This is a genomic window from Caloramator sp. ALD01, assembly GCF_000472625.1.
GTDB lineage: Bacteria > Bacillota > Clostridia > Clostridiales > Caloramatoraceae > Thermobrachium > Thermobrachium proteoclasticum.
This window is the reverse complement of sequence record NZ_AXAA01000044.1, coordinates 1-11,658: the sequence shown is the minus strand read 5'-3', so window position 1 is coordinate 11,658 and position 11,658 is coordinate 1. Positions and strand designations below refer to the sequence as shown.

The window sequence follows — 11,658 nt, the reverse complement described above, 5'->3', positions numbered from 1 at the left end:
GGTTTCCTAAACCGTGTGTCGGAGGTTCGAATCCTCTCAGGTGCACCAGGAAAGTCCTTGAAAATACTACATTTCAAGGACTTTTAATTTTTACCAAAATGACAACAGACAAGCTAATGACAACCAAATGACAACATGAAAAAAAGAAGGCTGTTTTTATGCCTTCTTTTGAAATAAACTTTCTAATTTTTGTACTGCCTCTTTTTGCATATTAGGCAAAACATGAGAATATATATCTAAGGTTACAGTTACTTGAGAATGACCTAATCTTTCCTGAACAATTTTTGGATTTACTCCTTGTTGCAATAACATTGTAGCATGAGTATGACGCAAATCGTGAAATCTTATCTTAGGATAATTGAGTTGTTTTACAAGCTTAGCAAATTTTGATGAAACGTAGTGTGGATCCATTGGTCTACCATCTTCCCAGGCACATACAAAGTTTTCATCTTGATAGTTTTCACCAAACAATAATTTATATTCAAGTTGCTTTTTTCTATGTTCTTTTAATTCTTTTATAGTAAAATCCATTAAACTTATATTTCTAATTGACTTATCAGTTTTAGGCGGTTTTATAACTAATTTGCCATTTAGTCTTTGCAAAGAATTAACTACTGAAATTGTTCCATTTGAAAAGTTTATATTATCCCATTTTAAAGCACATATTTCACCTTGACGCATTCCTGTAGTTAATGCTAATAAGGTTGGTATATATATTGGAGTTTCTTTTATATCATTTAAAAACTTGTTAGCAGTATCAGAATCCCAAACAGACATTTCTGTTTTCTTAACTCTTGGGGCAGTTACAGCTTCAGTAGGGTTATTTATAATCATTTGCCACATTACAGCATGTTTTAATGCCAAATGCAGCATTCTATGGATTTTTAAAATTGTACTGTTGGAAAGCCTACCTTCATCAATTAATACTGAGTAAAATTTTTGTATATGAGCAGGTTTAATTTGATTTAATTTATTGTGACCGATATAATTATTTATGGTATTGCAAAATTCTTTATATCTTATGAATGTTTTAGGAGCAACATTTACTTTTGCATAAGTTTCGAGCCAGTGGTCTAAAAATTCTTTGAGACTTATTTTTTCTGCTTCAAAATATTCTCCTTTTTCAATTTTTGAAATATACTCAGCCAGTGCCTTTTCAGCTTCTTTTTTTGTCTTGAATCCACCAATTGACTTTTGTTTTCTCTTATTTGTGATTGGGTCTCTACCTATATCTACTACTATTTGATACCCAGCTCCTCTTTTTCTAATGTGTCCTCTCATTATTTATCATCCTCCTGCTTATATTCTATATTGTCATCTCCTTTATTACAGCAGGAAGTTTCTTCCCTATTCTGTTGACAGAGAGGAAAATTTTGCATAAATACTACAGATTCATAACTCATACTTTTTATAATCATCTGAGACACCCCCCTAATCAAAACAAAAGCGAACATGTGTTCGATTTTATAATAACACATTTTGTCCTTTTTGTTAATATTTCAACGTAAAAAATATTTCTCCTATTTCTGTAAACTGAAACAATTAGTCAAAATACGACAAAAATGCTCAGTGTATAACACACTGAGCATTTTAAGCATTTAAATTAAAAACCTGATACATTAACAATTTTATATGAATGCACATTATCTTCCAAAATAATTGCTTTAAAGTTCCATGTCTTACCGGGTTCAAGGTTGTTTATATTATCAATAGTGCTGCCAACTTGCTGGCCATTTTTATCATAAAGATTAATTTCTACTTGAACATAACTAAATGTCTTATCTGTATTGTTTTTTATTTGGCCTGTGATATATCCGTTAAATCCATCTTGCTTAAATGTGTGATTTAAAACCTCTAAATCTGGCTTTGTTTCTTTCTGTGCAATTTTTTGAGTGGTTTGATTTGATGTGTTAGTTGTGTTTGTGATATTAGTTTCACTGGAATTTGCGGCAATTCCAATTAAAATAAATACAGCTAATACCCAAAACCACCACCTTTTCCAAAGCGGCTTTCTGGTTTTTGATTTTGGTTCTTCCATTTATAAAACCCCCTTCTTTTATTTTACCCAATCTATAGATTGAGTTGATAACTTAATCTTTTTTTGTTTGGCTTTCCTTTTTCAATTTTTCAACGTATTCAAAACCACCTCTTGTTATAAATTCTTTATAGAACTCTTTAGCTAAAAATTTTAATTCTTCTTCTGAAAGTTGTAAAGATTCATGAGGTTCTTTTTCTATTTCTATCTGTACATCACCCTTCCTTAATTCTTCAGGAAGGTATTGATTGAATTTCTCGTTTTCTTTATTTGAAACAATCATACCTCGGGGGTTGTCTGTTCTTCCAAGAAGGTAATCAGTGGTTACTCCAAAATGATCTGCGATTTTTATAAGAGTTTCAAAATCTGGCTCTCTTCTACCTTGTTCATACATTCCTATTGTTCTATCTGAAATTCCAATAATTTTTGCTAAATCTTTTTGTTTTAGTCCTTTTTCTTCTCTTAGCATTTTTAATCTGCTACCGAACAAAATGTTCACCCCCTTTTACTTTTATTATACATAAAATTTTAATATAAAAAAATAAAAAAATGAAAAAAGAACAAAAAGCAGTAAAAATATATATTGACAACGAACAAAATGAAGTATAAAATTAAAAATGTAGAGCACAATATGAAGTGTGGAGGTGATACAGAATGCAGCAATTAAATATTAAAAATCTAAAAGAGCTACGAAAGAAAAATAAATTAACTCAAAAACAAATGGCTATGAAATTAGGTATATCAGAACGAGCTTATCAACATTATGAGTATGGTAAAAGAAAACCAAATTTAATTATAGCTAAAAAAATAGCAGAAGTTTTTGGATGTAGTATTGATGAAATTTTTTTTAATCAAGAAAACTGCATAATGAAGTTTAAAGACAATGTTTCATAGTTAGTATATGCACAAATTGAAGGGGAGATGTGGGGAAAGATTGGAGGTTTTCCCATGAAGATAAGGATTAAGGAATTAAGAAAGAAAAGAAATATGACACAGAGGCAGTTAGCTCTAAGAAGTGGAGTGGCTAAAAGTTATATAAATGAAATAGAAAGTGGTAAATATAACAACCCAAGTGCTGAAGTTCTGTGTAAACTTGCTAAAGCTCTAAGATGTAGCATAAATGAGTTGATAGACTGTGAGGGTGATGAAGATGGAAACAAAAATCTATAAAGTAGAAGAAGTTGCGAAAATGCTTAGATGTGGTAAGACATCAATCTATGAACTAATACGTCAAAACAAACTCAGATGTGTCAGAATTGGAAGGAAAATTTTGATACCTGAGATGTTTATAAATGAATTCATAAATAATGGGGGTGCAAAGATATGTTAAAAAATTTAAATGACCTTTTTGATGTAGCTCATAAACTTCCACCAGAAGTATTTGATGACATTGAAAAGAGGATAACAGATTGGATGGCAAGTGGAGGAAAGGCAACAGACCCATATATCCAAAGACAATTAATGTATGCAGAACTATGGTTAAGAAGGAGAGGGGAATATGAAGGTTCAAACAGTAGAAAAGTTGAATGTGAATAAGAAAACAGAGGAGGTAAGAGGGATGAATGAAAAAATGGAAGGAAACAGAATCAATATTTTGTCAGAACTCTATACAAGGTTAATTGTTGAAACAGACGAGGAAAATCCTGTAACCATAGCTGAAATAACTGAGAACGATGCTATACCAGCAGTTGGTTACAGGATTAGACTAAAACCTAAGTATGATTAACCTTTGGGTGGATATGGGTCATTGCCATAGCTGTCTTTATTTTGAATTTTACCATCTTTGCCATGAATAATTAATTCAGATTCTTGATTTTTAGCAATTTGTCTTGCTATATCAATTGCTTCTTTCTTAGTTTCTGTTACTTTAGTAGCTTTATTATTACCTTCACCTTTTACTTGCCAACCACCATCAGGATGTGGAGTAACATGTTGATTTTTACCCATAAACTTTCACCTCCTTCCTGTAGATAAAGTTCTACAAGAAAGAGGAAAATCCTTCAAAAATAATTCGACAAAGGAGGCAAGATAATGAACGAAAGCATAAAGATTATAGATAGCGACCAAGTGATAAAGGACTTACTAAAACACTTTAAGGAGTGGCAGATTATACGTTCTTTAGTAAAGACAGTTGGTAAAGAGAAAATAAAAGAATACTTAGAGGAGGTAAAGTGATGAACGCATTGGAAATTTATGAAATTCAAGAGGTTGAACAATTAGAGGGAAAGGAGCAATTTAAGGTAACTAACATAGACCAAGCAAATTGGTGTTTAAGAAAAATTTCAGCATTAAAGAAAAAACAAATAGAGAATGAACAACTGGCAAAAGCTGAGATAGAGAGAATAGAAAAATGGTTAAAAAAAGAAAATGAACAATTAGAAAATAGCATAAAATTCTTTGAAGTATTACTTGAAGAATATGCTAAAGAACAGAGAGAAAAGGACGCAAAATTTAAATTATCAACTCCATATGGAAAGTTAAGCTTCAGAAAGCAGCAACCAAAATGGAATTATGATGAGGAAACAGTTTTAAAATTTTTAAAAGCTTCAGGTAAAACTGAATTCATTAGAGTAAAAGAAGAAATTAATAAAGCAGAACTTAAAAAGAAATTTAAAGTTGTAGGAGAACTTGTAGTAGACGAAAACGGAGAAATTATAGAAGGCATTACAATTGAAGAACAACCAGAGAAGGTTGTAATAGATGTGGAGGTGGAATAAATGACAAATGCATTAGTAGTTAAATATGAAACAGATAATGGGATAGTTCAACTAAGTCCAGAAACAGTTAAAAGATACTTAGTAAGTGGAGATGCAAGCAAGGTAACAGAACAAGAGATAGCAATGTTTATAAAGTTATGTGAGTATCAAAAGCTTAATCCTTTTTTAAGAGAAGCATATCTAATAAAGTTTGGTAATGAACCAGCAACTTTAGTTACAGGTAAAGAAACATTTACCAAGAGAGCTGCAAAATCCAAGTTATGTAATGGATATGAAGCAGGGATAGTAGTTCAAAGAAAAGATGGAAGTATTGAATATAGAAAAGGCACATTAGTAGCACCAAACGAAACACTTATAGGAGGATGGGCTAAAGTATATAGAAAAGATTGGAGTACACCACTTGAAACAAGTGTTAGCTTATCAGAATATGCGAGAAAAACAAAGGATGGGAAGTTAATGAGTAACTGGGCAAAGATGCCTGCAACAATGATTAGGAAGGTAGCATTAGTTCAAGCGTTACGAGAAGCCTTACCTGAAGAATTTCAAGGGTTATATAGTCCAGAAGAAATGCCAGTTGATGATAGCAAGTTACCACAAAACACCATTAATGTTGATTATGAGATAAAGGAAGATAAGCAAGGACTGCAAATGGCAACAATAGAACAAAAGAAACATATATGGGAGCTTGCACAATCTAAAGGAATGAATACAGATGAATTAAAAGTATTTTTACTATCAACTATAGGAAAAGAAAGCAGTAAAGAAATAACTTATGAAGAAGCAGAAAAGGTTATAGAAGAACTATTGAAATATACTGTAACAAAAGAAGAAGTGGAAGAGATAGAAGAAGAACAGTGTGTGTTGTATCAAGAAGGGCAATAGAAAAAGCCCTGGGCAAAAGGGCTTTTCAATAGAACCGTTTGGTGCGGGAGCCGCCACTCCCTGCACCCTCATTATAACAAAGAATATTAAATTTTTAAATGGGGGATTTGAACAATGAAACGAAAGAAACTTTTTTTATTAGCTGTAATTTGCATAGTTTCCTCTTTTACTATTATATCCACTTCATTTATGAATTATACCAAGAAAAAAGAAAAAATTCAAAAATATGAAACATATGTCGTTCAAGCAGGGGACACACTTTGGAAGATAGCTAAGCAATATAGACCTAATGAGGACCCACGCAAAGTAATATATGAGATAAGAAAGCATAATGGAATTACACCTATTATATACCCAGGACAAGTTATTGAGATACCTGTAACTGTAAAGGGGGAAGGAACAGATGACTAATTTACATAATGTAAAGCAACAGGTGGAGTTTATTTTGCAGAATTATACTGAAACAAGGAATGATGACAAGAGGCTGACAGCTTATGTGCTAAAAGAATTTTACAATGTAAAAAGTATTGATGATATATGCAAGCCAGAAATACCAAGCCTTGAAAGTATTCGTAGATGTAGGCAAAAACTACAAGAGCAAGGAAAATACGAAGCAATTGAAAGAGTGAGAAAGAGAAGAGCAGAACTTAAAGAAGTTTATAAGGAATTTGCTGTTACAAAGGAGTGATAGGATGAGCTATCAGCAACAAATATTTGAATTAATTAGAGCAATGACAGGACAAAACAATTTGCTTACTATTCCAAGAGCGTTTATAGATTACACAGGGGATTTAGAAGCAGCATTATTCTTATCGCAGCTTATATACTGGACAGATAAAAGTCAAAATGACGGATGGATATATAAAACATATCAAGAATGGGAGAATGAAATTGGATTAAATGAATACAAGGTAAGAAAAGCAAAAACAAAATTAGAAAATATGGGTATCTTGGATACCAAAATAAAAAAAGCTAATGGTTGTCCAGTGGTTCATTATAGGTTGGACACTATAAAATTTTCAGAATCGTTTCTTCAAAATTTAAAGAATCCAATCTTTAAAAATTACAGAATGGAAACTTCAAATATTGCAGAAACATTAACAGAAACTACTACAAATACTACAACAGAAATTACTACAAATAGTGAATATATACACCCCCAAAAAAACACAAAACATAAAATTAAATATGCTGAATTTGTTTCAATGACTGAAGAAGAATATAGCAAGTTAATAGCACAGTATGGAGAAGAGATTACAAAAAGAATGATTGAAATATTAGACAATTATAAAGGAGCAACAGGTAAACGCTATAAGTCGGACTATAGAGCTATCTTGAATTGGGTAATTGATAGAGTACAAAAGGAGATGAGAGAAAATGGACTTCGAAATGCAAGTAAAGAGGATACTGGAGGAATTAAACTTAAAATCCCAGTACGAGAGTACCAAGACTACACAGAAGAGGAGCTTAGAAAAGCAGGTCTTATATAAATGTTCTAAATGCAAAGATACAGGATTTATAGAAGTTATAAGGGAAGAAGGTATTTATTACAGGGAATGTGAGTGTAGGGAAATAGAGAGAATGAGAAATATACTGGAACAGTCGGGTATATCAACTGAATATCAAAAAATAAGCGTAAACCAATACAAGGTATATAGCCAGGCGACACAGTTAGCAAAGAAGGCTGCAATAGATTATGTAATGAACTTTGAAGAAATAAAGGATGACAGGCAGAACAGTATAGCATTCCTGGGGCAAGTCGGAGCAGGAAAAACGCATCTAAGTATAGCAATAGCAAATGCATTGATGAACAGAGGTGTTCCAGTAAGATATATGCCTTACAGAGATGTTATAACAGAGCTTAAACAAAATATGCTTGATGAAGAATTCTATCAAAGGGAAATAGAGAAGTATAAGAAGGCTAAAGTACTGCTAATAGATGATTTATTTAAAGGTAAGACAACTGAAGCAGACATAAATATTATGTTTGAAATAATAAATCACAGATATTTAGCAAGGATGCCGATTATAGTGTCCAGTGAATATATACCAGAAAGGCTATTAGCATTTGATGGAGCAATAGGCAGCAGAATAATTGAAATGTGCAAAAGATACCTTGTAGTTATACAAGGAGAAGAAAACAATTACAGATTAAGAGGAGTGGTGTAGATGAAAATCGGAGTAATAAGTCCTAACTGGAGCAGGACAGTATGTTTCAGAGAGTGCGAAACATTAGAAGAAGCAAGGGAACTGGCACAACAATATACAAGGATGTTTGGTTGGGCTGAAATCATTGAGTATGAAACTATTGAAGAGTATGACAGGGAGGAAATGAGAAATGGACGATAGATACCTTATCCTCTCAATAGCAAAAAGAGAGATAGAAAAGAAATTGGAGAAAGCACACAAAGAAGTAGAAAAGAAAAGTGAAAAGTTGCGACAAATGTGTATAGATAAGGTTTCATACACGAAACGCAGAGCTGCAAAGTTTAGGCTTGAAAGAGCTTGCGAAGAACGGGATAGATGGGAGAAAAGATTAGAGTTAGTAAACGAATGGATGGAGGGGTTGAAATGATAGAAAAAATCAAAGGTAAACACTATCTAATATGTGATGTATGCGGTGATGATTATGAATTTGACAGTTATGACAAAGCAGTCAAATTCAAAAGAGAAAGTGGCTGGAAAAGTATAAAACATTCAGATGGCTGGGAGACAATATGTGAAGAATGCAGAAAGGAGATTGAAGAATTATGAAATCTTACAATAACACAGATAATTTTCATAAGAGATTGCATACAATTGAAATTTTATTCCAAACAATGGAATATAAAGGAACAGCTATAATGGAAATGAGGACACGAGGTGCATTAGGGTACGAAGTTATAAATTTTATAGACTTTGAGGATATATGTGAGGATGACTTTAAAGAAAACAATGTGGGTTTTAGATTGCTTGGGGAAGACGATGACGGCAACGAATGGTTTAGAATGATACTAAAAAATGATGAAGGGGAAGCTCTCTTTGTGGAAGATGAATTAAGTCATTTGCCAAATTATGTTGTGAAAGTTGAAATAATAGACTGCAAATTAATATAGGAGGGTAAGATAAATGAACAAGGCAATACTTATCGGCAGACTAACAAAGGACCCTGAATTAAAATTCACACCAAACTCGGGCATAGCAATAGCGAATTTCACACTTGCAGTAGATAGACCATACCTAAACGCAGAAGGGAAACGTGAAGCAGATTTCATACCAGTTATTTGCTGGAGAAAACTTGCTGAAAATGTAGCAAACAACCTAAACAAGGGAAGGCTTGTTGCGGTATCTGGGTCTATTCAGACAAGAAAATATCAGGCTCAAGATGGAAGCACAAGATATGCAACAGAGGTTGTAGCAGAGGAGGTTAAATTTTTAGATTGGCCTAAAGATAAGACAGAAAAAGTAGATTTTGCAGAAGTTACAAATGAGCCAATACCATTTTAGGAGGGGGATTATGATTATATACGTTAGGGGAAAGACATTAGAACAAGCGGAAAAGTTTGCTGAAATAATGAATAAAGGGCAATATGTTGATATGGATTACCTAAAAAATGAAGTCGGAGTTGCAGATCAAACATTAGTAACTTGGCTACAAAAAATAAAAGATGAAGGATTTTTAAAGGTCAAGTATGAAATAAAAGAAAAAACAATAAAGAAAGGGAAGACAATAATAAGAACAAGCGTAAAGATAGCAAAATATAAAGCGTTTGAGAAAGTTGAAGTGAAGTTACGAAAAGAAGATACAACTTACATTCAAAAAGCAAGAGAGACAGCAAGATTAAAAAAACTATCAGAGAAAAGACAACATAAAACACTAATCAATATATTGAGAAATACACAAGAAATAAGCAAAAAGGAACTTATTGATTATGGTGCGATATACAACTTTCAAGGCAGTTGCTTGCAATTAATAAAATTAGCACAAAAGATGGGGGTAAAGGTATGTTGAAAGAAAATAAGGATATATGGATGATTAGGAAGCAGGTGCTAAGCTTAGCAACAAGCTTGGCATTGCAGGAAACAGCTGAAAAAGGGATAGATTATTCTGAAGCTATATCTAAAGCTTTAGACGAAGCATGTGAAAGATTAGATGTTGAACATAAAGAATTTATTAAGATGTTTATATAGGAGGACCAAAGATGGAGATGTTGATTTTAGAAAAGAATGATGAATACATAGATATGTTTTATAAACTACATGAGGAAGTAGATGAGCTTAGTTGCGAACTTATCAAACATGTTACAGAGAAGGAAGAAACTAAATTGAAGATAGCAGAGGAAACACTGGATGTAATCCAAGTATGTATAGGCATATTGGACAAGCTTGAGAAGGAAGGTATAGAGATAGCAAAAGAGGTGGAAAAGCACAATATGAAACTGTTAAAAAGAGGATGGAGATATAAGTCGGTTGTATATTTAACAAGAGTATAGGAGGCATAAGAAATGACAGAATGTGAAGTAAAAGAAAACTGTAAAAGTTTTGAACAAGGTAAGTGTTGGATATGTGAAGATTATAGCTTATATTACCCAGAGGATAAAAGAATACTATGTAAGCGACAAATAAGACAAAGGGAAGAAAGGAAGATAGCTAAGAAGATGAAAAAGGAAAGTGAAGCTTCTAAAAGAGGAAAGAGAGCCAAAAGAAAAGGTTATACAGGAGAGAGGGAAGTAGTTGAATTGCTTAATAAATATAATCTACAAGCAGAGAGAATACCACTCTCTGGAGCATTAAAAAGCGAAAAATATAGTTGTGATGTAACGTGCAATATAAATGGTAATACTAAAAGGATTGAAGTTAAGAGAAGGAAATCAGGTCTAAATACAATATATAAATGGCTTGAGCAGGATAAAAACAGCAACATGCTTTTTATGAGGCAGGATAATAAAGGGTGGCTTGTATGTATGCCAGTAGAAGAATTTATATCCTTGATTAAGGAGGAATAATACATGTGTTGGGACTGCAAACATCTTTACTACATAGATGGACAAGCAAGGTGTGAAATAGATTATAGAGAGCTGAATTTAGGGGACATGGCAGGTGAAAAATGTATAGTTAAGGGGGCAAAGAAAGATGAACAGAGATATGAGAAGAAAAATGGAGAAACAGTTAAAGGGCAAATTAACAGATGAACAGTTTCAAAAAATCTATGATAGAGCTTTTCATGAGAGAGTAGAGGAAAGAGTGTCGGAGATATGGGAGAAAATGAGTCCTCTCTTAGTCAAAATTATGAGAGAAAATCGAATTTCAGAAGAACGCATAAGAAAAATACTTGGTGAATTTTTAGAAGAAACTAAAAAGGAATTTGGGGGTAAGAAAAATGAAGGACTATCTAAATAAAGAGGAAACAAATAATTTTTTACTAATTGGGACATTGCTTGATACAGTAGTTGGGATTAAAGAGGATTGGAAGAAAAGAAACATGCTAACAAAGGAAGAACATAAATATTTAGCATTATGTAAGACATATGCAGAAAAATTTTATAATAGTGTACTTCATAGACTTAATCCAAAAGAAGCAGAAAAAATATATAAAAGACTATTTAAGTTTGATATAAAGGTGCTTGATGAATATACGAAGAAAAGACTTTATGGAGAATTTGAAAAAGAATATGCAATTGTGAAGATACCAAGAGAAGAATTTGAGGATTGGACCGAACAAGTAATGGCAGTAGAATGTAAAAATTGCAATAAACACTGGTCTGAATGTAGATTACATGAGATATTTCAAGAAAACTTCATACCAGAGAGTGGATTTGACTGGCATAATTGCAGATATGCATATTCAGAGATAGAAAAGAAAAGGGGAGCTTAAACATGGCATTAGATATGCTTGATATAGGACAAGCTATATATGAAACATCAAAGAGAATAGAAAAAGGTGTAAATGAGATGCACAAATACGCAAAGGCATATGCAGAGGCAGAGAGGGAATACAGGCTTGCATTAGCAAAGGAAATAGTGAGGTTGAAGGATGAGAAAATG

General features: G+C 32.6%; 29 protein-coding genes. 24 read left to right on the top strand and 5 right to left on the bottom strand.

What is annotated here, in order from left to right:
* Positions 1–156 precede the first annotated feature (156 nt).
* The 4 genes from A3M9_RS0111435 to A3M9_RS14305 all read right to left on the bottom strand — a co-directional run bounded on the left by A3M9_RS0111435 (position 157) and on the right by A3M9_RS14305 (position 2,525).
* Complete coding sequence (locus tag A3M9_RS0111435) at positions 157–1,281, bottom strand: site-specific integrase (protein WP_027309322.1); 1,125 nt, start codon at positions 1,279–1,281, stop codon at positions 157–159.
* The gene (locus tag A3M9_RS14705) at positions 1,281–1,418 is read right to left on the bottom strand and encodes a hypothetical protein (RefSeq protein ID WP_156897907.1); all 138 of its coding nucleotides are present in this window, start codon (positions 1,416–1,418) and stop codon (positions 1,281–1,283) included. Before A3M9_RS14705 ends, A3M9_RS0111435 begins: the two co-directional genes overlap by 1 nt.
* A 185-nt stretch (positions 1,419–1,603) precedes the next feature.
* Complete coding sequence (locus A3M9_RS0111425) at positions 1,604–2,038, bottom strand: FxLYD domain-containing protein (protein ID WP_027309321.1); 435 nt, start codon at positions 2,036–2,038, stop codon at positions 1,604–1,606.
* Positions 2,039–2,090: 52 nt separating this feature from the next.
* Positions 2,091–2,525 carry a helix-turn-helix domain-containing protein gene (locus A3M9_RS14305; RefSeq protein WP_051350727.1) on the bottom strand — a complete coding sequence of 145 codons (435 nt, stop codon included), beginning with the start codon at positions 2,523–2,525 and terminating at the stop codon, positions 2,091–2,093.
* 164 nt (positions 2,526–2,689) lie between these two features.
* On the opposite strand from A3M9_RS14305, the gene A3M9_RS0111415 reads away from it, so the two are divergent.
* From A3M9_RS0111415 to A3M9_RS13875, 5 genes are read left to right on the top strand one after another with little or no spacing between them, the layout of a single operon-like run.
* Entirely contained in the window at positions 2,690–2,929 is a 240-nt protein-coding gene (locus A3M9_RS0111415; RefSeq protein ID WP_035166536.1) for a helix-turn-helix transcriptional regulator, read from the top strand.
* Positions 2,930–2,983: 54 nt separating this feature from the next.
* Entirely contained in the window at positions 2,984–3,205 is a 222-nt protein-coding gene (locus tag A3M9_RS0111410) for a helix-turn-helix domain-containing protein (RefSeq protein WP_027309319.1), read from the top strand.
* The gene (locus A3M9_RS0111405; protein ID WP_027309318.1) at positions 3,186–3,365 is read left to right on the top strand and encodes a helix-turn-helix domain-containing protein; all 180 of its coding nucleotides are present in this window, start codon (positions 3,186–3,188) and stop codon (positions 3,363–3,365) included. The genes A3M9_RS0111410 and A3M9_RS0111405 overlap by 20 nt, the downstream gene beginning before the upstream one ends.
* The gene (locus A3M9_RS13880; protein WP_035166534.1) at positions 3,359–3,571 is read left to right on the top strand and encodes a DUF6877 family protein; all 213 of its coding nucleotides are present in this window, start codon (positions 3,359–3,361) and stop codon (positions 3,569–3,571) included. The genes A3M9_RS0111405 and A3M9_RS13880 overlap by 7 nt, the downstream gene beginning before the upstream one ends.
* Positions 3,534–3,761 (top strand): hypothetical protein, encoded by a 228-nt coding sequence (locus A3M9_RS13875; RefSeq protein ID WP_035166532.1) that lies wholly within the window; start codon positions 3,534–3,536, stop codon positions 3,759–3,761. Before A3M9_RS13880 ends, A3M9_RS13875 begins: the two co-directional genes overlap by 38 nt.
* On the opposite strand, the gene A3M9_RS0111390 is transcribed toward A3M9_RS13875, so the two are convergent.
* Entirely contained in the window at positions 3,758–3,982 is a 225-nt protein-coding gene (locus A3M9_RS0111390) for a DUF2188 domain-containing protein (RefSeq protein ID WP_027309317.1), read from the bottom strand. The two genes, A3M9_RS13875 and A3M9_RS0111390, sit on opposite strands and share 4 nt — an antisense overlap.
* Before the next feature lie 84 nt (positions 3,983–4,066).
* On the opposite strand from A3M9_RS0111390, the gene A3M9_RS14700 reads away from it, so the two are divergent.
* The 19 genes from A3M9_RS14700 to A3M9_RS0111295 all read left to right on the top strand — a co-directional run bounded on the left by A3M9_RS14700 (position 4,067) and on the right by A3M9_RS0111295 (position 11,488).
* Positions 4,067–4,210 (top strand): hypothetical protein, encoded by a 144-nt coding sequence (locus A3M9_RS14700; protein ID WP_156897906.1) that lies wholly within the window; start codon positions 4,067–4,069, stop codon positions 4,208–4,210.
* Positions 4,210–4,752: a host-nuclease inhibitor Gam family protein gene (locus tag A3M9_RS0111380; RefSeq protein ID WP_027309316.1), complete on the top strand. Its 543-nt coding sequence runs from the start codon at positions 4,210–4,212 to the stop codon at positions 4,750–4,752. The genes A3M9_RS14700 and A3M9_RS0111380 overlap by 1 nt, the downstream gene beginning before the upstream one ends.
* A complete protein-coding gene (gene bet, locus A3M9_RS13870) occupies positions 4,753–5,634 on the top strand; it encodes a phage recombination protein Bet (protein WP_035166529.1) in 882 nt (293 codons plus the stop codon).
* Positions 5,635–5,748: 114 nt separating this feature from the next.
* Positions 5,749–6,045, top strand: a complete 297-nt coding sequence (locus A3M9_RS13865; protein WP_035166527.1) for a LysM peptidoglycan-binding domain-containing protein — start codon at positions 5,749–5,751, stop codon at positions 6,043–6,045.
* Entirely contained in the window at positions 6,038–6,322 is a 285-nt protein-coding gene (locus tag A3M9_RS0111365) for a hypothetical protein (RefSeq protein WP_027309315.1), read from the top strand. Before A3M9_RS13865 ends, A3M9_RS0111365 begins: the two co-directional genes overlap by 8 nt.
* A gap of 4 nt (positions 6,323–6,326) precedes the next feature.
* Positions 6,327–7,124, top strand: a complete 798-nt coding sequence (locus tag A3M9_RS14300; protein ID WP_051350725.1) for a hypothetical protein — start codon at positions 6,327–6,329, stop codon at positions 7,122–7,124.
* A complete protein-coding gene (locus tag A3M9_RS0111355; protein ID WP_027309314.1) occupies positions 7,012–7,803 on the top strand; it encodes an ATP-binding protein in 792 nt (263 codons plus the stop codon). Before A3M9_RS14300 ends, A3M9_RS0111355 begins: the two co-directional genes overlap by 113 nt.
* The gene (locus A3M9_RS0111350; RefSeq protein ID WP_027309313.1) at positions 7,804–7,983 is read left to right on the top strand and encodes a hypothetical protein; all 180 of its coding nucleotides are present in this window, start codon (positions 7,804–7,806) and stop codon (positions 7,981–7,983) included.
* A complete protein-coding gene (locus A3M9_RS0111345) occupies positions 7,973–8,209 on the top strand; it encodes a hypothetical protein (RefSeq protein WP_027309312.1) in 237 nt (78 codons plus the stop codon). Before A3M9_RS0111350 ends, A3M9_RS0111345 begins: the two co-directional genes overlap by 11 nt.
* Positions 8,206–8,388 (top strand): hypothetical protein, encoded by a 183-nt coding sequence (locus A3M9_RS0111340; RefSeq protein ID WP_027309311.1) that lies wholly within the window; start codon positions 8,206–8,208, stop codon positions 8,386–8,388. The genes A3M9_RS0111345 and A3M9_RS0111340 overlap by 4 nt, the downstream gene beginning before the upstream one ends.
* The gene (locus A3M9_RS0111335) at positions 8,385–8,729 is read left to right on the top strand and encodes a DUF5406 family protein (protein ID WP_027309310.1); all 345 of its coding nucleotides are present in this window, start codon (positions 8,385–8,387) and stop codon (positions 8,727–8,729) included. Before A3M9_RS0111340 ends, A3M9_RS0111335 begins: the two co-directional genes overlap by 4 nt.
* Before the next feature lie 13 nt (positions 8,730–8,742).
* Positions 8,743–9,120: a single-stranded DNA-binding protein gene (locus A3M9_RS0111330; RefSeq protein WP_027309309.1), complete on the top strand. Its 378-nt coding sequence runs from the start codon at positions 8,743–8,745 to the stop codon at positions 9,118–9,120.
* A gap of 10 nt (positions 9,121–9,130) precedes the next feature.
* Complete coding sequence (locus tag A3M9_RS0111325) at positions 9,131–9,625, top strand: hypothetical protein (RefSeq protein WP_027309308.1); 495 nt, start codon at positions 9,131–9,133, stop codon at positions 9,623–9,625.
* On the top strand, positions 9,619–9,804 hold the full coding sequence (locus A3M9_RS0111320; protein WP_027309307.1) for a hypothetical protein: 186 nt from the start codon (positions 9,619–9,621) through the stop codon (positions 9,802–9,804). Before A3M9_RS0111325 ends, A3M9_RS0111320 begins: the two co-directional genes overlap by 7 nt.
* A gap of 11 nt (positions 9,805–9,815) precedes the next feature.
* Positions 9,816–10,106 carry a hypothetical protein gene (locus A3M9_RS0111315; protein WP_027309306.1) on the top strand — a complete coding sequence of 97 codons (291 nt, stop codon included), beginning with the start codon at positions 9,816–9,818 and terminating at the stop codon, positions 10,104–10,106.
* A gap of 12 nt (positions 10,107–10,118) precedes the next feature.
* The gene (locus A3M9_RS0111310) at positions 10,119–10,619 is read left to right on the top strand and encodes a hypothetical protein (protein WP_198011970.1); all 501 of its coding nucleotides are present in this window, start codon (positions 10,119–10,121) and stop codon (positions 10,617–10,619) included.
* 3 nt (positions 10,620–10,622) lie between these two features.
* Positions 10,623–10,805 carry a hypothetical protein gene (locus A3M9_RS14810; protein WP_027309304.1) on the top strand — a complete coding sequence of 61 codons (183 nt, stop codon included), beginning with the start codon at positions 10,623–10,625 and terminating at the stop codon, positions 10,803–10,805.
* Positions 10,747–11,013 (top strand): hypothetical protein, encoded by a 267-nt coding sequence (locus A3M9_RS0111300; protein WP_156897905.1) that lies wholly within the window; start codon positions 10,747–10,749, stop codon positions 11,011–11,013. The genes A3M9_RS14810 and A3M9_RS0111300 overlap by 59 nt, the downstream gene beginning before the upstream one ends.
* The gene (locus tag A3M9_RS0111295) at positions 10,994–11,488 is read left to right on the top strand and encodes a DUF5651 domain-containing protein (protein ID WP_027309302.1); all 495 of its coding nucleotides are present in this window, start codon (positions 10,994–10,996) and stop codon (positions 11,486–11,488) included. Before A3M9_RS0111300 ends, A3M9_RS0111295 begins: the two co-directional genes overlap by 20 nt.
* The last annotated feature ends 170 nt before the right edge of the window (positions 11,489–11,658 follow it).